General features: G+C 50.1%; 15 protein-coding genes. 6 read left to right on the top strand and 9 right to left on the bottom strand.

What is annotated here, in order from left to right; all coding sequences use genetic code 11:
- Window positions 1-109: 109 nt before the first annotated feature.
- The 3 genes from EHT25_RS23650 to EHT25_RS23640 all read right to left on the bottom strand — a co-directional run bounded on the left by EHT25_RS23650 (window position 110) and on the right by EHT25_RS23640 (window position 3,434).
- Complete coding sequence (locus tag EHT25_RS23650; RefSeq protein ID WP_310588774.1) at window positions 110-1,780, bottom strand: DUF8832 domain-containing protein; 1,671 nt, start codon at window positions 1,778-1,780, stop codon at window positions 110-112.
- Between the two features lie 47 nt (window positions 1,781-1,827).
- Entirely contained in the window at window positions 1,828-3,036 is a 1,209-nt protein-coding gene (locus EHT25_RS23645) for a hypothetical protein (RefSeq protein ID WP_124877629.1), read from the bottom strand.
- Between the two features lie 149 nt (window positions 3,037-3,185).
- Window positions 3,186-3,434, bottom strand: a complete 249-nt coding sequence (locus EHT25_RS23640; RefSeq protein WP_124877628.1) for a DUF6582 domain-containing protein — start codon at window positions 3,432-3,434, stop codon at window positions 3,186-3,188.
- 583 nt (window positions 3,435-4,017) lie between these two features.
- On the opposite strand from EHT25_RS23640, the gene EHT25_RS23635 reads away from it, so the two are divergent.
- Complete coding sequence (locus EHT25_RS23635) at window positions 4,018-5,799, top strand: DUF885 domain-containing protein (protein ID WP_124877627.1); 1,782 nt, start codon at window positions 4,018-4,020, stop codon at window positions 5,797-5,799.
- A 22-nt stretch (window positions 5,800-5,821) separates the two neighbouring features.
- Complete coding sequence (locus EHT25_RS23630; RefSeq protein WP_124877626.1) at window positions 5,822-6,652, top strand: CvfB family protein; 831 nt, start codon at window positions 5,822-5,824, stop codon at window positions 6,650-6,652.
- A gap of 152 nt (window positions 6,653-6,804) precedes the next feature.
- Here EHT25_RS23630 and EHT25_RS23625 read toward each other — a convergent pair whose 3' ends face one another.
- Window positions 6,805-8,097 (bottom strand): glucuronyl esterase domain-containing protein, encoded by a 1,293-nt coding sequence (locus EHT25_RS23625; RefSeq protein WP_124877625.1) that lies wholly within the window; start codon window positions 8,095-8,097, stop codon window positions 6,805-6,807.
- Between the two features lie 337 nt (window positions 8,098-8,434).
- On the opposite strand from EHT25_RS23625, the gene EHT25_RS23620 reads away from it, so the two are divergent.
- Window positions 8,435-9,256: an alpha/beta fold hydrolase gene (locus EHT25_RS23620; RefSeq protein WP_124877624.1), complete on the top strand. Its 822-nt coding sequence runs from the start codon at window positions 8,435-8,437 to the stop codon at window positions 9,254-9,256.
- 90 nt (window positions 9,257-9,346) lie between these two features.
- On the opposite strand, the gene EHT25_RS33245 is transcribed toward EHT25_RS23620, so the two are convergent.
- The 3 genes from EHT25_RS33245 to EHT25_RS23605 all read right to left on the bottom strand — a co-directional run bounded on the left by EHT25_RS33245 (window position 9,347) and on the right by EHT25_RS23605 (window position 13,968).
- Window positions 9,347-10,684, bottom strand: coding sequence for a sensor histidine kinase (locus EHT25_RS33245; RefSeq protein WP_229311771.1), 1,338 nt, complete (start codon window positions 10,682-10,684; stop codon window positions 9,347-9,349).
- A gap of 47 nt (window positions 10,685-10,731) precedes the next feature.
- Window positions 10,732-11,691 carry a hypothetical protein gene (locus tag EHT25_RS23610; protein WP_124877623.1) on the bottom strand — a complete coding sequence of 320 codons (960 nt, stop codon included), beginning with the start codon at window positions 11,689-11,691 and terminating at the stop codon, window positions 10,732-10,734.
- Window positions 11,692-11,832: 141 nt separating this feature from the next.
- Entirely contained in the window at window positions 11,833-13,968 is a 2,136-nt protein-coding gene (locus EHT25_RS23605) for a M3 family metallopeptidase (protein ID WP_124877622.1), read from the bottom strand.
- A 469-nt stretch (window positions 13,969-14,437) separates the two neighbouring features.
- Between EHT25_RS23605 and EHT25_RS23600 the strand changes: the two genes are divergently transcribed.
- A complete protein-coding gene (locus tag EHT25_RS23600; RefSeq protein ID WP_124877621.1) occupies window positions 14,438-14,824 on the top strand; it encodes a DUF3244 domain-containing protein in 387 nt (128 codons plus the stop codon).
- 159 nt (window positions 14,825-14,983) lie between these two features.
- Window positions 14,984-16,219 (top strand): DEAD/DEAH box helicase, encoded by a 1,236-nt coding sequence (locus EHT25_RS23595; protein WP_124877620.1) that lies wholly within the window; start codon window positions 14,984-14,986, stop codon window positions 16,217-16,219.
- 21 nt (window positions 16,220-16,240) lie between these two features.
- Here the strand turns inward: EHT25_RS23595 and EHT25_RS23590 are convergent, their stop codons facing one another.
- Both EHT25_RS23590 and EHT25_RS23585 read right to left on the bottom strand, forming a co-directional pair.
- Window positions 16,241-16,657, bottom strand: a complete 417-nt coding sequence (locus EHT25_RS23590) for a hypothetical protein (protein ID WP_124877619.1) — start codon at window positions 16,655-16,657, stop codon at window positions 16,241-16,243.
- A 170-nt stretch (window positions 16,658-16,827) separates the two neighbouring features.
- A complete protein-coding gene (locus EHT25_RS23585; RefSeq protein ID WP_124877618.1) occupies window positions 16,828-17,676 on the bottom strand; it encodes an NHL repeat-containing protein in 849 nt (282 codons plus the stop codon).
- Between the two features lie 462 nt (window positions 17,677-18,138).
- On the opposite strand from EHT25_RS23585, the gene EHT25_RS23580 reads away from it, so the two are divergent.
- Window positions 18,139-21,282, top strand: coding sequence for a T9SS type A sorting domain-containing protein (locus EHT25_RS23580; protein ID WP_124877617.1), 3,144 nt, complete (start codon window positions 18,139-18,141; stop codon window positions 21,280-21,282).
- Window positions 21,283-21,366 lie beyond the last annotated feature (84 nt).

Below are 21,366 nucleotides of genomic sequence, written 5' to 3'. Positions count from 1 at the left end.
GATAGGCCGGAAGGAGGAGGAAAGGAAGGAGGGAGGAGCGGATGAAAGGAAAATTGTCCGGCGAATCTCTTTTTCCTTTTGCTCGTTTTTCCCTTCCTGCTTACTTTTTTTACTCCTTTACCTGCGTATCAAAAACGCCCGTTAGCACCTTTCCATTGCGTTTTACCTGCACCCAGATGCGATAGTGGCCCGCCCGCGGAAAAGCATACGGAAATTCCACCATGTTATTGACTTTCATTTGATGCGACATCGGCGGCATGGAAGCCATCAGAATGGCATTTTTCTCGGCTTCGGGCAGGGTTTTCAGTTGGGAAACATAGCGATCGACACTGTCGCGGAACAGCTTTGCGTTGGGATAGTGAAAACTGCGCGTGGTGTCGGCAATGCGGTTAACCAGGAACGTTTCAGCCGCCATCGAATACGTTCCGACCGGATGCAGGTGGATATAAACCGTCCCGTCCGATCGCACAATGGCCGCGTGCCCACCCATGCCCAGGTAAGGCTCCAGCGGAGCGGGTTTTCCCAGCGAATCGGCAACGGCGAATTTGAGCAGGTAGGGCGTGCCGGTTTCCAGCACCTGAGCGGGTTTGTCGGTCCAGAGCATGGTGGCACCGTCGGCCAGTTTCGAGCTGGCACCCGGAATGCCACACAGCACCATGTCGTCGTCGAGGTGGGGGAGACCCACGGCATTCGATCTAACGCCCATCGGTTCTGTCACCAGCCAGCTATCGTCCGGATCCGTTTCTGACCGGTTTTTTGAATCCACACCGGTTTTTTGCGTCCGGCCCGGGATAGCAACCGTATCCGTCAGCGTTTCCGAAAAACCGCTCCGGAACACAATGTCGGCGTAGACCAGGTAGTTACCTGCGGGCAGATTCGGCACGTTTGAACGAAAATCGGTGGTGCCGTCCCGGTCGGGGTGCAGGTGGGCGAACGCATCCAGACCCGGCGTCCGAACCAGAAAAACGTGCATCAGTTTTCCGTGATCGGGTACCAGAAAGCTCAGCCGACGGTTTTTCGTTCCGCCCTGTGCAAAACCGGACGTATCCAGGCGGATGGTCAGAACCGGTTGATGAACTGCGTTTTCGTGAACTTCGGAATGGATGGGCAGGGCAACATACAGTTCATGGTTGCGGTAATGATTGGCCCAGGCGGTCCACCACGCCCGCCAGCCCGTTAGCCCGACGGTGATTAAAATAGCCGCAATGCCCATCCCAACCAGCCGCTTCCGCCGGAACGAAACGGGGACTGACTGACCCGGTTTTACCGTTCCATCGGCCAGACTGGCGCCAACGGTGGTGATGAACAGAACAACGAGCAAAACGCCAAGTGCGGCCAGACCAAGACCCGTGCCGGCAGGCATGGGCGTCATCGTTGTCGGAATCGACAAAACCGGAACAACGATGCTGGCTTTGCCATCGGGGCCGTCCAGTTTCAGTTCAATACTGGACGAACCGGAATCCATCATCCAGACGACCCCTTCGAAGCGGTTGGCGGCCACGGGTTTCATTTCGTCGTGAACGGGAGCCCCCTCGTCGCCGGAGCTGAAATAAATGGGGCGGGCCAGCACGGTTTTGGCGCGACCGGCTTCGACAAAAATCGTCACTTTGGCCGTTCCGGGAACAACATCCGGCGGAATGACGCTCACCATCACCTGGTATTTTCCGGCCTCTTTCTGCACCATCACTCCCGGACTACCGATGTGCGCAAAGCCAGGGAGTGAATGCGTGAGGTAGAGAATGAGTGAATAAAAAAATAGCCTTTGTTGAAAGTGCTTCACAGGTAATTGCACGGAAGATTCCAGTTTAACTTGAAATGCCTAAATCGTTATCGCTGTACTTTTTTCATCCAGTTTCCCCACAGCAGACCAATTCGCGCGGATGCGATTGCCCAGAGAATCGCAATGCCGATGCCCAGTAAGAAATCCGGGGTCGATTCGAGCCAATGGGGGTGGAAAGTGGTGTGATAGGGCGAGGTGGGGTCATCGCTGTACGACATGGACTCGGCCAGAAAAAACCAGTTCCGGGCGTAGGGCGAGGTTTGCAGAAAGCCACCGAAATACCATTGGACGACGCTGATGATCACTATAAAAACCGTTCCGGTGAGAGCCGACAGCAACCAGTCGTTGAGCCTGCCGTTTCCAAACCGGTGCAGTAACTTGTCCAGCACAAAACCCGGAATGACCAGTAAAAGGGGGAAGACAAAAGCCTGATAATGCGTAATCGGGTTCAGAACCGGTCCAAGCCGGGGCGTTGCGGGAAAGAGTGGCAGAATCCAGCTCGGAATCAGCATCGCCAGCATGTACGCGAGGGTGGTAATCGTAATCGGATACCGCAGGGTGGATGCTCGTCCGACTGCCAGCAGGTAGAACGGGAACGCAATGCCCATCGTGATGTAGGACGAAGAATGGTGGGAGGTCCAGGGACCCAAATTTTCGGCCAGCATCGTATAGAGAATACTCAGGAGTAAACCGGCGGCAATCGTGAACATGATTTTGAGCCGCTGGGCCTGCCGGTGGTTCCATTGGGTGTCGGAGCCGGGGCTGTTGGGCTGCGTGCCGGACGCCCGGTTCTGCAACGCCAGCACGCCGATCATGGCGCCGAACTGTACCGTCATCATTCCCACCAGTAAAACCGTATGCGGTGGTGTAAGGATTTGAACATCAAGACCATAGGTATTGTGCCACCAGTCGTCGAAAGGGGCCGAAGTCAGCATGGTCAGCGCACCCCAGACGCAGTACATCGCGCCCAGCGAACCGTAGAAGATGCCCCAGAACCGGACGGAACCGGTCCGTTCGGGATTTCCTTTGGCGAATGTCAATTGTAAAATCTTGATGCCCGAAAACAAACCCGCTACGACCGCACCAACGTACATGAGCAAATGCGGGGGGGCAAACAGACCGTCGCGGCCGATACTAATGTGCCACATGATGTCCCAGAGCAATCCCCACACAATGCAGAGCGACGAGAACACGACAGCGTAGATGTAAGTGGGTATGTTGGTTCGGGTAATCGGGGGAGAAAGAGTGGCTTGCATGGACTCTTTAGCATTTAGAAGAACGGAAGTAAATATAGGAAAAAGACCCCGAAAACTACATTTTTAGGGCCCATAGTTATGATAGTACGTCGTTTAACCAGAAAAAGACCCGTGAATGGGTCTTTTTCGATTTGTTTTTTTCAGCGGGTTCAGTCGGCCTTGATTTCGATTCCGTGTTTTTTAGCCGCCCGCTGAATGCGGTCTTTGATGGTTTCGACTTCATCGGCGTCGTACTTGGCCGCGTTATCTTTGTGGTTGATGTACGACCAGGCCGCCCGGACGTGCTCCGGGGTGTCGATCGGATACTTCTTGTTGGTTGGGTCGGCAAACGTAACGTCGCCGTATTGATGCAGCCCCTCTTTCGGACTCACATCCTCCCGTCGATCAATCTTGTTCATAGCGTTGCGATGTTTGACTTATTTTCAAGTTTGGTACGAACGTACCTTTTGTAGAAAACGGTAGAATCGCGCGTTCGGGTTTCGGAGAAGCGGCATCTTTATTATTTGGTCCCTGATGAATCGGACATCGTTCCACCGGAACTTGGGTTCCTTGCTACTTGATTCCGTTTTGATAGAGCGGTTTTACCAGCTTAAACCGGTTTTAACTAAATAGCCACGCAGCAGTGGCTATTCTTTTATCTCAATCCGCATGGTTACTATTTTTTAGTTATATATCTAAAATTCAGTAGGTTAAATCAAAAAAACTATTCCTTTTTGATAGTCGTAGAAGAGTGTTCCACCCAACAAGCGATCGCTGGTTGGATCATATTGCCAGGCCTGCATTTTCCGCTTTTTAGGGACGAGACATCAGAACGATCCATGAACAGCTGACACATTCCTGATTTGCCGGAAAATCAGCGACCATGCGCACGCCTTCCGGTTTGTTAAGCCGGACCGTCGCGGGTGGCCCTCCAAGCGATCAGGGTTTTCGGTGGTTTCTTTTTACCTTTCCGATTCGAACGGCACCTGTTGTGATACCTTTATGAAAAAGATTCTGTTGACCACTTTTGTAATGGCTTCCCTGATGGCTTGTAATTCTAATAACGGGCAGGAAAACACTGCCGGCAATACGGATTTTGCAAAAACCGTAGACGAGTACTACGAAGAACGGCTGAAGCTGTACCCGTTGGAAGCTACCTTTCAGGGCGATAACCGCTATAACGATCAACTGCCGAACAGCAATTCGCAGGCGTTTCTCGATCAGACGAAGGAATTTTACACCGAAAGTCTCAAAAAAGTAACCGCATTTGACCGGGAAAAACTGCCGGAACAGGACAAAATCTCGTATGACATTCTGAAACGTGAGCTGGAGCTGCAACTGGAGCAGTTCAGGTACCACCTTGAATACGTTCCGTTTTCGCAGTTTGAGGGCTTGACGCTGACATTCGGACAACTGGGGAGCGGGGCCGGAGCGCAACCCTTCAAAACCGTCAAAGACTACGACGACTGGCTGAAACGGGTATCGGCGTTCACGGTTTGGGGCGATTCGGCGGTTGCTAATTTCCGGAAAGGAATGGCCGCCGGGATTGTCTGGCCTAAAAGCCTGGTCGTTAAGATGATTCCGCAAATGACCGATCTGGTGGTGACTGATCCCACCAAAAGCCTGTTCTACGGACCGATTACGAAACTGCCCAAGGATTTCAGCGCGGTTGACAAAAACCGCCTGACTTCGGCGTATAAAATTGCCATTCTGAACGAAATCGTACCCACGTATAAAAAACTGGGCGATTTTCTGAAAAATGAATACCTGCCCAAAGCCCGCACTACTTCGGGCGTCGATGCCGTGCCGCTGGGACCGGAATTGTACCGGTATCTGGTGAAAACCTGGACGACGACGGATAAAACACCGGAAGAAATCTACCAGACCGGTTTGCGGGAAGTAACGCGGATTCGGGGCGAAATGGAAAAAGTGAAGGCGCAGGTGGGTTTTAAAGGGACACTGAACGAATTTTTTACGCACTTAAAAACCGACCCCAAGCTGTATCCGTACCAACAACCGAAGGAGGTGCTGGATGCCTTCAACGCCATTCTGGCGCGGATCGAGCCGAATCTGAAGAAAATGTTCACCAAAACGCCGAAGTCGAAGTTCGAAATCCGGCAGACCGAAAAGTTCCGCGAAGCTTCGGCCAGCGCGGAGTACAATCCGGCGTCGGCGGATGGCAGTCGGCCCGGTATTTTCTACGTTCCGATTCCGGACGCCAAAAAATTCAACATCACTTCGGGTATGGAATCGCTGTTCCTGCACGAAGCCATTCCGGGCCACCATTATCAGTTCTCGTTGCAGCAGGAAAATACCGATTTGCCCAAATTTCGGCGGTTTGCGTGGTATGGTGCCTACGGCGAAGGCTGGGCGCTGTACTGCGAGTCGCTGGGCAAGGAACTGGGCATTTACACCGATCCGTATCAGTACATGGGCGCGTTGAGCGACGAAATTCACCGGGCGATCCGGCTGGTGGTCGACGTGGCGATTCATACCAAACACATGACCCGCGAAGAAGCCATTAAGTACATGATGGAAAACGAACCGATTGCGGAAGACGGCGCCGTGGCCGAAATCGAGCGGTACATGGCGATTCCCGGACAGGCGTTGTCGTACAAGATCGGAGCGTTGAAAATTCGGGAACTGCGCACCAAATACGAAGCGCAACTGGGGGCCAAATTTAATCTGGCAGCTTTTCACGACGAATTTCTGCAAGACGGCTGCATGCCGCTGGACGTGCTGGAACATAAAATGGATGCCTGGGCCGAACGCCAGAAGGACTAGTCAGGGGCTGAAAATCAATAGAATGATACAAATTGGAAAAATAAATACCCTGGTCGCGCTGCGCGATACGAGCGTTGGGGTTTTTCTGGGCGATGAGGAGGGAAATGACATCTTGCTCCCCAATAAATACGTCCCTGATTCACTGCGGCTCGACGACGAGATCGATGTGTTTGTGTACACCGACTCCGAAGACCGGCTGATTGCCACCACCTTGACGCCCAAAATCAGGCGCAACGAGTTTGCGCGTTTGCAGGTGGTTTCGGTCACGAGCGTGGGAGCGTTTCTGGACTGGGGGCTCGAAAAAGATTTGCTGGTGCCTTACCGTGAGCAAAGCCGCCCCATGGAAGTGGGTCGCTGGTACGTGATTTATCTGTACCTCGACCACGAAACCGACCGGCTGGTGGCTTCCAGCCGACTCAACCGGTTTCTGGATTCGCAGGTGCCCAATCTGGAAGAAGGGCAGGAGGTGGCGCTGCTGGCGTGGGAGCCTACCGATCTCGGCATCAACGTCATCATCAATAACCGCTACCGGGGACTGGTGTACGCGAATGAAATTTTCCGGCAGGTTTATCCAGGCGACCGGTTGACGGGCTACATCAAGCAGATCCGCGACGACAACCGGATCGATGTCAGTCTGCAAAAACCGGGTTACGAACACGTCGAACCCAACGCCCGGCGGATTCTGGCTGCGCTTAAAGAACAGAGCGGATTTCTCTCCCTCAACGATCACAGCGAACCGGATGCCATTTATCGGGAGCTGGAAATGAGCAAGAAAACCTTCAAAAAGGCCATCGGAGCCTTGTTTCGGGAACACAAGATCGTGATTAAGGAAGACGGGATTTACCTGGTGTAAGTTACCCGATCTGTCCGGTTTTGGTAGCTCATCAGCTTCGCGCTTTTAAGTTGCAGTATGGAAAAAGAGGATACCGGCACTCAACCAGAGAAGGATATGCGGACTTTCCAGTTGCTATGCGCCCCCAAAATAGGTGTGTGTATTCAATAATCTCAGAGGTATTTTTTCAGATAGGCAACAATGTGCGTCCAGTCGGTAGGCAGAACGCTGTGACCTCCTTCGTGCATAAAATAGCCGAGATGATTCATTAACAGTGACGTATCCTCCGCGGCAGGCATCACTGTCGTTTCCGGTGCGGTTTCGCCAAAAAGCCTGTAAACCGGAGCCGCTGCCACTGCCGACAAAAACTCGCCCTTCGGGTCCGACCAGTAATCCGTGCTGCCGGTCTGGAGCAGGAGCGGCCGGGGCGCCATCAGGGCGACCAGCACATGCCCGTCGATGGGCAGCGTGTTGATCTTGTCGGCATACGAATGGTAGTTGGTTGCAAATTGGTACAGATACCGGGAAGGATCGGTAATGTGTCCGACGGTTTCCCCAAAATTGCGCCGACTCAGGGCCGCTCCCCCTTCGCCAGAGATGCTGGCTACCACCACTTTATACCGGGTGTCGTGGATACCCGCCCACAAAACCGCTTTTCCCAGGCGGGAAGCACCCTGCAAAGCAATGCGTTTCGAATCGATCTGTTTATCCGTTTCAAAGTAATCCATCGCCCGGCTGAGCCCCCAGGCCCAGGCCGAAATCGCTCCCCATTCATCGTTGGCGGGTTCGGTCTGACTGGCTTTGAGATAGGTCTTCCGGATGCCATCGCGGATGCCTTCCTTGAAATCGGGCTCAATTGATCCGTAATACACACTGGCAAAACCAATACCGGCGTCCAGAAACTGTTCGACATTCATTTTGCCGAAGGGCGTCGGTTTGTCCGCTTTCGCCCGTTTCCCGTCTCTCGTCCAGATTGTGCCGACGCGTAAACCGGGATCATCAATGAGCTGATTATACGCCACAAACGAAATGTTCATCAGGAGAGGAACCGGTTTTTTGACCGCACTGGGCAGGTAAATCACCAGATCCATTTTGTGATCGGACGTATCGCCGGTAAAATACACGGTCACCTGTTTACGGATTGCTTTGCCGTTAAAAGCGGGTGTTCCGGGATCGAAAGCGTTGAATTTGAGCGATTTCGGGCGGTCGGGCATTTTGCCGAACTGAATTTCTTCCACGAGCTTTAGGAGCTCCGGGCGTCGTTTCTGCGTCCATTGTTTGGCCGTGGTGACCGGTTTTCCGTCGGCAAATTTCAACAGTTCGGGCAGGACGTAAGAGCCCACGGAATCTTCCTGATAATTGACGGGGATACCGGCCACTAGCGTGGGGCGGTTGGCGGTCTGCTGCTGGGCAAAAGTCGCCAGCGAAACCATCATAAACAGGGTCAGGAGCAGGGGTCTTTTCATCGTTTCGGCTGATGAGTTTAGCAGGAAATCAACCCGTAAAGGCCAACAAGTCAGGAAACTACCCGTTCGTTCCCGGAGAAGCCAGAACAGCGGCTTTGGCAATTCGATAGGGCTTTTTAACGGTTTTAGGCATTTTTAAAGAAATCCTTTTCCAGCCCCAGCGTAACCGTAGCCCGGCTTTTGTTGTAATAAAGCGTGTCGTATTTGTCGCCCGGATACTACTATTTTAAACTTTAGTGCTTACCTTAAACCGGTTATTTCAATTAGCCAGGTGTTCTGTTCAATTAAGACAAAAGGGTCTTTCTATTATTCACTATCATCATCAAAACCCAAAAAAATGAGCAAGATTACAGTAAGTGACGGTACCGAAATCTATTACAAAGACTGGGGAACCGGACAACCGATTGTTTTTCATCACGGCTGGCCTTTATCGGGCGACGATTGGGATGGACAAATGATGTTTTTCTTAAATCAGGGATTTCGGGTTATTGCGCACGATCGCCGGGGGCATGGAAGGTCTAGCCAAACGGCCGACGGGCACGATATGGATACCTATGCCGCTGATGTTGCAGAGCTTACCAAAGCGCTTGATTTAAAAGATGCCATACACGTTGGCCACTCAACCGGTGGCGGTGAAGTGATTCGCTACGTAGCTAAATACGGCCAGGGACGCGTTGCCAAAGCCGTATTGGTCAGTGCCGTTACCCCGATCATGGCACAAACCGAAACCAATCCGGATGGCATTCCTATGTCGGTATTCGATGAAATACGGGAAAATACCGCGACCAACCGCCCCCAGTATTTTCAGGATTTTACCCTTCCATTCTATGGGTACAATCGGGAAGGTGCCAAGGTATCGCAGGGTGTTCGGGATAACTGGTGGCGTCAGGGAATGATGGGCGGCATAAAAGCCCATCACGATTGCATCAAGGCTTTTTCACAAACCGATTTTACGGAAGATCTGAAAAGTGTGGACGTGCCGGTGTTGGTTTTGCACGGCGAAGATGATCAGATCGTTCCATTCCCGCTGACCGGCGCCAGGGCGGTCAAGCTGTTGAAAAACGGGAAACTGATTTCATACCCCGGTTTTCCGCACGGAATGCCAACGACCGAAGCGGCAACTATTAATGCCGATCTTCTGGCTTTTTTTAAAGCCTGATCGCGAAAAAGCAGCAATCAAAATCGAAAACCGTCAATTCGTTGACGGTTTTTTAATGAAATAGCAGGCATCTAAAAATCCAGCCCTTTTCTAGGGCGAATCCACATTAACGGCGGCCTGAATGAGCGGCAGCCGAACGATAAACCGCCGGTTTTCAGCGATTATTTCCGGACTGGGCTGGTCGAGTTTCTGGTACTGGGCCAAAATGGTCGACAAACCAACGCCATTTGACAGAATCGGTGTACGCTTGCGTTGCAGGTTATTACTCACCATCAGATATCCGCCTTCATCGGTCGCAATGTCGATTTGCAGCGGCTCGCTGGCCTGCACAATGTTGTGTTTGACGGCATTCTCGACCAGCAGCTGAAGCGTCAGCGGGGGCAATAAACGGTTTTGGTAAACCGGATCGACCTGAATCCGGAGCTGTAAACCGTTGCCGTGACGGGTTTGGAGCAGGTGATAATACGATTCGATGAAATGGAGTTCACTGGACAGGGTGGCGACGGACTGGTCGCGGGTGGTGAGCAGGTACCGGTACACCTGACTGAGCTGATCGACAAACAGGCTCGCCCGCTCCTGATCGTCGTCGATCAGCGCCGACAACGAATTGAGGCTGTTGAAGAGAAAATGCGGGTTGACCTGCGCCTGTAAAGCCCGCAACTGAACATTGGTTTTTTCCTGTTCCAACCGTCGCATCGACAGCTCATTCTCCAGCCGTTCCTGCTTGATTTGTTCGGTCAACTGCGTCTGTTCCACTGCTTTAACAACGGCCATGTGGCGCTGATAAAAAACCAGGCAAAGCGAAAAACAGAGTAATTCAAGAATTCGGCCGCCCCAAAGAACCTGCCGTTGCAGATCGATCGACACGACATGGTCCGGAAAAGGCCAGCGGTGTAGCAGGGCATAAATCAGGACATACAGCTCATTCAGCAGCATAAAAATACTGCCCATGATGAACGTCAGCCCGGTAGCGTGTCGTTTTTTGGCCGCAATTCCGATTCCGACCGCGCTGAGTCCGATCAGTAAACTCCAGTACAATCCCGAAACGCTATGGCCCGCCAGCGACTGATACCAGTTTTCATTCCCTGAAAGCAGTAAAACTGTATCGAGCAAAACAAAAGCCGATAGCCCGAACTGGCCCCAACGCCAGCGTTGCCGCGACGAAACGGGCCAGTTCACCCCGTTGAAAAGCAGAAAGATCAACTCCATCAGCAGGAGTTTGACCAGACCCCGGTGCAGCACGTGAATGACCAGATAACCCGCTTTCGACAAAACTACGGTTTCGCCGAAGAGGGCGAAAAAAACCGCCTGGGCGAACGAAATGAGCACCACCAGCGTGAATAGTCCGTCGATCCAGCTCTGGGAAAAACTCCAGCGCACGGCGTTCAGCACCAGGATGGCGCTCACCGCGCCAAAATAGAAAAACATGACAGTTTCGCCGGACATACGCAAACGAATCGGATTATCCTGGTGGTTTACTGCCCAATCGTGTAGAATTCGTACGCAATTTTCCAGGTAAATTCCTTACCCGGTTCGACGTTGACGGCTACGAAAGGCTCGGGTGACAGGTTTCGGGGATTCGACCAGAAGGCCAGCTTCGACAGCGGCCGGTCGCCCCGAATCCGGACACCCGCACCGGTTTGGGCATTTTCAACTTTGATGTCGTAATCGGTGGCGCTGGTTCCGTAGCCATCCACGAGCGTGTAAATGTTTTCGTGGCTCTGGAGCGGACGGGCAAAGGTGAGCGCCTGCCCGCTGTTGGACAAAATTCCCCTTAAATCACCGGTTTTGGCCGTAAAGGGAAACTCAACCTTGAAACCCGGCCCCGAAGGCAGCTGATCGAAGACCAGAAAATTGTGGTTGAAAACCGCCGTTTCGATCCGCTTCTTCCCGGTATTTTTCAGACGGTGTTCCAGCACCATTTCCGGTTTGTTCGGGATCAGCTTTACGGTTTTTTCGTATTCATACGAATAACCGGCGGCATCCTTCAAAACATGCGTAAACCGCACCTGATCGCCCTTTTTCTGCACGGACCATTTGCCCTTGTCCACATGCTGGTAGTTTACCATGAATTTATACGGCTCGTTGTCGATTTTCCGCAGACTCCCCACGCCCACTTTTACAAACAATTCACCAGGTTTGGCCTGATCGTAACCCAGCGGATCAAAGGCTTCGACGGGACCCGTGATCGCGTCGTGCAGGAACGGATCGTACTTGTCGAACCACTTGCCGAAATAGCTGTGGCCTTTGTATTCCAGATTCGCAATCACGCCCGCCCAGTCGAAGCGGGTTCCCCGGTAATAACCGGCCTCGGTATCGGGCAAGTACAAGGTTGCTTTGACGGAATTATTGGAAATAACCGCCTGCGGAACCTCATCAGCAGTGGCGGCAATCAGGAAAGTGACCAGTAAAAGGGCAAGGAGGGAGGTTTTCATTGCGGTTTTTTGAGTTTAGGAATTCTTGTTTAAGGTATACGGTTTTCGGTGTACGGTTTTCAGTTTTCGCCGGACCGACGTTTCAGAAGCTGACGCAAGCTGAATAAAACGCGTTAGCCAACCGTAAACCGTATACCAATTTTACAACGCCTTCAGCAATCCTCTCCGGCGGAGCAGCGGTTTGATGTCCGGTTCGGCACCCCGGAATTTTTTATACAACGTCATCGGCTCTTCGGTGCCGCCCTTTTCGAGGACATTCTTGCGGAACGACTGGGCCGATTGCGGATCGAAAAGTCCTTTCAGCTTGAACACCTCGAACGCATCGGCATCGAGCACCGCCGACCAGATGTAACTGTAATAGCCTGCCGAATAACCGCCCGCAAAAATGTGCTGGAAATAGGTGCTCCGGTAGCGCGGGGGAATCTGCTCGATCAGGCCGATTTTATCCATCGATTTCTTCTCGAATGCCAGCACATCGGTGGGCGTCTGGTCGGGTTTCAGGGTGTGATAATCCATGTCGAGGAGCGAAGCGGCCAGGTATTCGGTCGTTTCAAAACCCTGGTTGAACAGGCTGCTTTTATTGATTTTCTCGATCAGTGCGTCCGGAATCACTTCACCGGTTTTGTAATGTTTGGCGTAGAGTTTCATCATTTGCGCTTCTGTCGACCAGTTTTCCATGATTTGCGACGGCAATTCCACGAAGTCGCGGGGTACCGAGGTACCGGACAAACTGCCGTAAGTCACGTTGGAAAGCAACCCGTGCAGGGCGTGACCGAATTCGTGGAAGAACGTCCGGGTTTCGTCCAGACTTAACAATGCCGGGGCGTCGCCCGACGGCCTGGAGAAGTTACAGACAATGGAAACTACCGGACTTATTTTCCTGCCGTTTTCCACTTCCTGCCGCCGGAAACTGGTCATCCAGGCACCCCCGCGTTTGCTGGCGCGCGGGTGAAAGTCCATGTATAGGATGCCGATGTGTCGTCCGTCGGCTTCCTTGACTTCATAGCCCTGCACGTCTTCCTGGTAAACCGGTAAATCCGCCCGGCGTTCGAAACGCAGTCCGTAGAGCCGGTTGGTGAGCATGAAAATGCCTTCGCGCACGTTTTCCAGCGAGAAATACGGTTTCAGTTGCTCGGCGTCGAGGGCGTATTTTTGTTTGCGTAGTTTCTCGGCGTAATACCGCCAGTCCCAACTGGCGAGTTTTTCATTTTTGCCCCGGCGGGGATCCGCATCTTTATCCATCATCGCCTGCAACTCAGCGGCTTCCTGGCGCGTCACCGGCACGGTGGCGGCCCAGAGTTGGTTAAGCAGTTCGCTCACTTTGGCCGGAGTCGAAGCCATGCTTTCTTCCAGCACATAAGCCGCGTGGTTTTCGTAGCCCAGCAATTGCGCCTTTTCGGCCCGCAGCGTCACCATTTGGGCCATAACTGCCTTGTTGTCGCGGGCGTCGTCGTGATTGCCCCGTTCGAGGTACGCCTTTAAAATCTGCTCGCGGAGCGCCCGGTTATCGGCGTAATGCAAAAACGGCATGATGCTCGGGTTTTGCAGCGTAAAAACCCACTTTCCGGGCAAGTTCCGCTTTTTGGCTTCATCGGCTGCCGCGCTCACCAGCGAAGCCGGCAAACCGCTAAGGTCCTCCGGTTTCTCGATCACCAGCGCATAGGCGTTATTTTCGGCCAGCAGGTTTTGCCCGAACTTGATCGTCAGTACCGAAAGCTCTTCGTTGATTTTCCGCAACCGATTCTGTTTTTCCGCCGTCAGCGCAGCCCCGCCCCGGACGAAATTCCGGTAGGTTTTTTCGAGCAGCCGTTGCTGTTCGCCGGTCAGCTTGAGTTTATTGCGCTGGTCGTATACGGTTTTTACCCGCTTGAAAAGCGCCGGATTCAACGAAATATCATCGCCATTTTTCGCCAGTTTCGGTGCTACCGACTGGGCGATTTTCTGCAATGCTTCGCTGGTGTTGGCATTATTGAGATTGAAAAATACCGTACTGACCCGGCTCAACAAATCGCCACCGGTTTCCAGCGCTTCGATGGTGTTGGCAAAGGTCGGAGCCGTTTTTTGACTGGTAATTTTCGTAATGTCGGCCATCTGCTGTTTGATGCCTTCATCAAATGCCGGTTCGAAATGTTCAGGCTTGATTTTGTCAAAAGCCGGTACCCCAAACGGCGTGTTGTACGCACTAAAAAAAGGATTATTCACGGTGGTTTGTCCGTTCGCGGGCCCTAGAGCCGTCAAAATGAAAGTCGATGCCAGAAAAGTAAGCGTTAATCGCATAGAAAGACGCGTTGAATGAAGTCATTCAAAACTACTGAATCGCAGTGCGAAAGCAAAATGTATCGATACTTACCCACGGACCGCCGGGCGGCCCGTGGGTACGTTTAAACGCTGATTCTGTCAGTTCATACCCAACTTTTGCCGGTTTAGTATGTATTGCATTGATTATCAGATGGATTAGTAGCTACCTTTGTCATGTCTAAAGCGGGAAATAGTTGAATGTAACTGAAAATAAAGAGCCGGAAACGATAGATCATTTTCCGTACACTTTTGTCCGCCAGCGAACAGCAGTTGTCCGGCATCGTACAGTGAAAAAAGGAAGAAAAATTTTCTGACTGCTGATTATCAAATTGTTACAGAATTGGCACGGCATTTGGCTTATTGGTAACCGAACACGTAAACAACAACTTTTGAATCATAACAGTAACAACAACAACGATAACAACAAATACTAAACGTAAACAACACCATGTTAAATCTCCTGAGTAACCTGATCTGTACCGCGCTGTTGAGCGCCCCTGTCGTTAGCGAACCGGCAAACCCCAAAGCACTGCCATTCGAAGTAAGCGCCTACGTAACCAGCGAAAACAAGATTCGGGTGGCCGTTGAAAAATCGGCTCCTGAGTCGGTAGTGGTTTTACTGCGCAACAGCAAAAACGAAATCCTTTTTCAGGAAATGATTTCGAAAAAAGAGCTGAAATATGCGGCCAAACTGGACATGAAAAACCTGACCGATGGCGCGTATGAACTGGAATTTAAGTCGGCTCAGGGAGCGATCCGCAAGCAGGTCAACGTGGCTACCAAACCGGTAGCGGAACCAGCCCGGGTGATTCTCATGAATACCCCCGCAGAATAATGTAATTTAGAGTGTAGATTTAGACAAACTGGAAACCCACTTCTGCCCGACGGAGGTGGGTTTTTCTATTTTTGCCGGAACGGTTTCTCAGGAATATTCGACTAATTCGCACTATCATTGCGCGAAACCGGTTGCGGCCCGGAGTTCAACGTACATCCCATGAAATTTGACGATTATTACATTGCCCCCGAAATCAAGCGGAATCTGAACGAGCTGGGGTTTAAAAAACCGACCGATATTCAGTTTAAGTCGATCCCGAATATCCTCAAGGGGGAAGACGTGCTGGCGATTGCCCAGACCGGCACCGGAAAAACCGCAGCTTTTGCCATTCCGGTGGTCAACCTGCTGTATGAACGTAAAACGTCGCGACGCGCCGATGGAATCAAGTGCCTGGTGATGGTGCCCACCCGCGAGCTGGCGCTCCAGATTGCGGGTGTTTTCGAGCAGCTTTCCCGGCACCTGAACCTGAAAGTGTTTTGCGTGTTCGGTGGCGTAGAGCAGGGACCGCAGATCGCTCAGCTGGAGTCGGGCATCGACATTCTGATTGCCACGCCCGGCCGCATGTTCGATCTGGTGAGTCAGGGCTATATCCGGTTGCAGCGGGTCGAAATTCTGATTCTGGACGAAGCCGATCACATGCTCGATCTGGGTTTTATCAGGGACATTCAGGATTTGATGCGGTTTTTGCCCCGGAAACGACAAACGCTGTTTTTTTCGGCGACGATCAACGAGAAAATCAAGAAGCTGGCGTATTCGCTGGTGCATAATGCCATCCGAATTCAGATTTCACCGAAAGATCCGGTGGCGAAAAACATCGACCATTCCGTGGCTTTCGTCGGGATGGACGACAAGCGGTTTTTTCTGGAACGGCTGATCAACGAGCACGCGGAGAGCAAGATTCTGGTGTTTGTTCGAACCAAAGTCCGGGCAGAGCGGGTGCAGAAGGCCCTCGAACGGGTCGGGATCAAAAGCGAAACCATCCACGGCGACAAGGAGCAGCCGGATCGGTTGAAGGTGTTGAATGCCTTCCGAACCGGAGCGGTTAAAGTGCTGATTGCCACTGACGTCAGTGCGCGGGGCATCGACATTGCCAATGTGGATTACGTCGTCAATTACGATCTGCCGGAACAACCCGAAAACTACGTCCACCGCGTGGGCCGGACGGGGCGGGGCACCCAGAAAGGCCAGGCTTTTTCGTTTTGCAGCCCCGAAGAAAAACCGATTCTGGACGAAATCGAAACCTTTCTGGACAAACCGATCCGCGTGGCCCACATCGACCAGATGGATTATTCCGAAACCGTCGACGCCAGTAAGGAAGCCAAATTTGACTTGAAGGCACTGATGAAGGAAGCCGAGGAATTTGAGTCAGGCCGGAAGAAAAAGAAGAAAAAGTAGCAATACGGTTGCCAGCGTCAATTACGGTTTTAGTTTCCCATAACTGTTGTTGTAGACTTTCCCTTTTTTGGGATGCGTAAACTTCAGGGCCGACCAGATTTCGTTCACACGGAGGCTTTTGCTTTCGACCAGCCCGTAATCGTAGCCGATTTCAATCACTTTGGTGAGCGTCAGATCGGTGTTTAGTTGCCGGTTTTTCGGCCACGAAACCCAAAGCGTTCCGGTTTCTTTTAGATGGGCTTTTAATCTTGAAAACTCTTTATGAAGTTCCGTCTGCTGCGTGACAAACAGGTGAATGTAATCGAACTCGCCCGAAAGATTGGAGGCCCGGTTAAGATTGGGAAGATTGATGGCTTCCAGCGCATCGTCCGGCGCGTCGAGGAAGAAGGCACGGGCACCCGGTTTGATGCCCATTTTTTCGGAGACGGTTTTGACCATGATTGTTGCGTTGTTTTAAGACAACAACCCACAGGTGATCACAATGTTAGGCAGAATTGCGTTCAACCAAAGAAACACAAGCCTTTTTAACGCATTTCGGGCAAAAGAAGCCATTTCATCACTTCCTTTGCCCGAAAAATAACAGCGGTTTTACTCGACCGGAATGCGGTTTATTTGAGCGAATAGGCTTTCACCGTATTGTGGAAAAACGTCGGGACGTACAGCGTTTTGGTGGCTGGATTGTACCCAACATCCGCCGAGTTGATTTTCTCTTTGGTCGTGTCCAGTTTCAGGTCCGTGCTGCCGTCGGCCTTGACGTGCCAGATTTTTCCGCTCCATTCCGTCACGATGTATTCCTTTTTGCCGAGGGCCACAATGCCATCGATACCGCCGGTAACCTTGGCAATGGTGCCGAGTTGCTTGGTGGCCGGATTCATCGTATACAAGGTGCCGTCGCCGTTGCCGATCAGCACCTGATCGTTTTCGAACAGCAATCCGTTGGTGCCTTTGAGCGGAGCGCCGGACAGTACCTCACTGGTTTTTCCGTTCGTTAACGCCCACACCTGACCGTTGCCCGAATCCGTGATGTAGACAATTTTCTTTTTGGCATCCACGGCGATGTCATTCAGGAATTTTGCCCCGGCGATCGGATACCGGTTGAGGATTTTACCCGAAGACAGCGCAATTTCCGCAACCTGATTCATTTCGGTAACATAGAGTTTGTCACCCAAAATCCCCATGCCTTTGGTCGAATTGAGATTTTCGGCAAATTTCAATTTGATCACTTTTCCATCCAGGCCCACTTTCGCAATGAAGCTGCCTTTGTTATCCAGTGACGGGCCGCCGTTGATGCAGGCAACGTACAATATTTTCTGGCCCGGATCGAACAAAACGCTTTCGGGCGTCCGGATCGTTGTGTCGGTTTCCCAGACCGCTTTCAAATCGCCGGTTTGCGCTAAAACGGAAGGCGTAACCCGAACTAATAAGGCCATTAATAGAATGAAAACTGATTTTCGCATGATTGGCAAGGTTAGAATATGGAGTAAGAAGAAAGGATTCTAAGCGCGGCCAATGTATGGAATTTCTGCCAAATTTTTGACTTCGCTCAATCTGAATAATTGAAAAAGCCCTTACTTTCCTTGTTCCCTCAACGGCTTCAGAATTTAAACATGGACGGTTTTTCATAAACTACTTCAAATGAATCAGGAGGGACTACTAAGGCTACACACACAAGAAATACTCTATACAAACCTTCCCCAATGAATTGTTCCTTAAAATCTCCCCTTTGATGAAAATTAGTTTATGTCATTAGGCCCTTCGTCCATTGGAAGATCCACCTTTGAAAGATTATGAAATGCAAAATTGGTAAAGATCACTGTGATGATATCCTAGTGAGAGAAGTACACGGGCAAGCTTCATACTGACCTGAGTTACTTTGTCGGGTATTGTCCGTCTAAGGTAATGATTCTAACTTCTTTACTATGAAAACAATTTCTACCATCGGCGCTATTCCAACAAATAGCCTCTTGCCTATCCTGCTGTTATTTTGCATGATGATCTCTGTTCGGAGCAACGGGCAGCAATATACCATAAATCAAGACGCTTTGCCTATCGATTATACGCCTTACTTACGAAACGGGACTTTTAAAAATATGCACGATGTCGTCAGCAAATCGCTGGTTATGCTTAGAAGACAAGGTGTCCGATACGATGGTAGTGTGGGTTATTATGCTGGAACGGCCTATTTTATCAAAACCGATCCGGACAAAGAATATTATTGCCTATTGACGGCGGGGCATAACTTATTTGACGGGATAGACGTAGATCGAAGCAATGAAGTATATGGTCTAGATTTCGCATATCAGCCTATCTTCTTCACGGATGCTGCGTCCCGACTTGGGGGATACGGAAATTATTCAGTAGCGTGGGCCGATCGGCAAGATCCGAGGATGCAATTCTATAGCAATAATGTAACAGTTGTCAAAGCTCGCGTGGCCGGTAATAAGCATGACGACTGGACCGATTTTGCTCTGCTCAAATTGGACAAAGATGATTTGCCCCCTGGCATTGATTTGGTGCAACTGGGATATGAATTTAAAGATGAATTTCCGGTCAGTCGGTTGAAGGACGACCCCTATAAAACGGGATTCGTCCTTCATCACTCGCTTTACTGGCCCACGTTGTTTTCCTACATCACCGCGTCGGATTATAAAAATCAATTCAAGGACCCCTCCCCGCGTAATGTACCTAATACTTTCAGCACCATGTTTAACTTTAAAAGGGTCAAGGGAAAAATGACAACTGGGGCTTCAGGATCACCGCTTGTAATTCCTTACAGCACCTCCAATAACGATGGATCAGCCATTGGAATTCACGTCGGCGTCGGTGGTGATTTAGGGTTGCCTGACGATGAGACTGAACTCGCCTTTTATAAACTTTCCAATATCAAAAGTCTCATCCGAAAACATTGCTTTAAATCAGAGGATGAAGAAGAAAACAAGGGAAGTTCTAGCGAAACGACGAAGATTGTCATATCGCGGGCGGATGCAGCCATTAAGGTGGCAAAAAATGTGTTGAATTCTATGAAGACAACTATCAAGAATTTGGCGCCTAATGTAGTACGACCTTTATCTTCTCAGAATGAACAGGAATCCGTCGATGCGATTGCCAACAAATCGAAAGAGGCTTTAGAGATACTGGATAATCTTTCGGATGCAGTAGCGAATCGAAAACCCCTGAAAAAGATTCATCAATTGTTCGATGAATATGATTTAAAAACATTAGATCTACAGAAAATGCTGCAGCAAACGACTCTGGATGACATCGGCCGGGGGGATACCGTTTATGATCCGGAGAAAATAGCCCAATTAATGAAAACGCTGGAACATGTTGGGGGTTCGTTCGATGACGTCGAAACAGATAAGGTCATTGGAACATTTTATGTGAAGGATTTGCTCACGCAGTATGTTCCGGTGGCTTTTCAATTTATCCTCTCCAAGTTGAATATCCAGAAATTTGTCATTGGTCGAACGTTGGGGCGAATATTACAACCTCAACCAGTTGTACGGGACACTCCCTTTTATCAAATGCAGGCCCCGGAGGAGTTATCGGCTATTCGGCAAAAGGTTAGAACCGTTCTCAATGAGATGAATTCGGTCCTGGCCGATTTCCCGTCGTATAAAACCAAGAATAAGTATTTGTACGATGGGTCGCTGGAGTATTATTATTATCTCCCCCAATTCTCCAATAGTTTTTTAACCAAGAAGTATTACAGCCTGGAAATTAGCTTAACAAAAGGCCTGCTGAAAACGATTTCTGATGAACTAAGTAACTTGTATTTTCAAAACCTACAGCATTTTAGAGACTTCGAATCCAATGGGAGAGGGCGTCTAATCAATCACTGCACACTACTGAATCAGCAACTGAATGCTGACCTGGAATCATTTGAACAATTGAATTATCCGGAAGGGTTTGTAAAGCAGATTGATTCAAATGCCGGTTTTTCTACCTCTTATTCGCATTTTGTGGGATCGTCGACGAGTTCCCGAAAAATAACGGATCCACTCGACAATTTAACCTGGAAAAGTTTTGGTCTGACGGAAGGGGCAAAGATGAGCCCTTTTCCCTACAAGGATCTGAAGGCCCCGGTGGAAGTGAAGCGGAAAGACGTGATTGGAGATGACGATGTTAATGTTCCATATGACCCTAAGGGAGATATTCAGGAATATTTGAAATTGTTTTTTACCAGGCAATCCTTTTATTCGAGTAATCTGCAGGTCGGCGGTGAATTGGATTTGGAAAAAGTGAGATTTACCTATCACCCCTACCTGGCCAACTATCTTAAAGTTAACTCACAATCCATTCAAAAAGAAGTATTTTTTGACTGGAAGGGAGTTCAGCCATCCGTCACTTTAAAACAGGTTTTTGATGATATGAAACCACAACCAAAAAAAGTAAATCTGTGGAAGGAAGCCAATCCGGATGTATCAACTTATCTAAAATCAGTAAGTACTCCATTGCAGCTAGAAAAAGTATCTTCTATAGTACCCAATAAATATTATATAAATGCCTTTACGATTTATGAAGATTTAGTTTTTCAACGATCCGTATTGGAAGAGGCCTGGGATAATAAATACACTGATGAAGTTTTATATAAAACAGACCAAGACTATCAATCGATTCCTAATGTAAAAGAAGACTTTCAAACGATCGAATCGGCCCTCAAAAACAATTTACAAATAACATACCGTTTGACTCTCGGAACAAATTGGAGTTACGAACCATGGGTATATACGCAAACCCTCTCGCCGGTACAATCACCATCTAAAACGTCATCCCGGCAACCCGCAGTAACAACGGTTAAAGTAAAAGAAAGAGTAGATGCAGAAAAAGTAATACTATACCCCAACCCGGTAAAAGATCAACTTTTCCTGAAAGGGCTAACTCTGACAAGCCTACAAACGGTCAATATTTCGGATATTTCAGGTAAAGCGTTTCAGTTGCCGGTTCAATCGCAGGGAACCGATCAGAAGGTCGATGTTCAATCCCTACCAGCAGGTTTATATTTTCTTAAAGTTCAGCCCGAAAATCAACCTCAACAAGTTCTCAAGTTTGTGAAGGATTAACCCATTACTGATCGGGATTGAAGTGGTGAAAACGCGCCTTCATCTAATGTTCAATCAAACAACCAAAAGACCGTTCGAAGCCGG

It is taken from the genome of Larkinella rosea, from assembly GCF_003858635.1.
Lineage (GTDB): Bacteria > Bacteroidota > Bacteroidia > Cytophagales > Spirosomataceae > Larkinella > Larkinella rosea.
The sequence above is the reverse complement of the archived record's forward strand: the minus strand, read 5'-3'. Positions and strand labels throughout refer to the sequence as shown.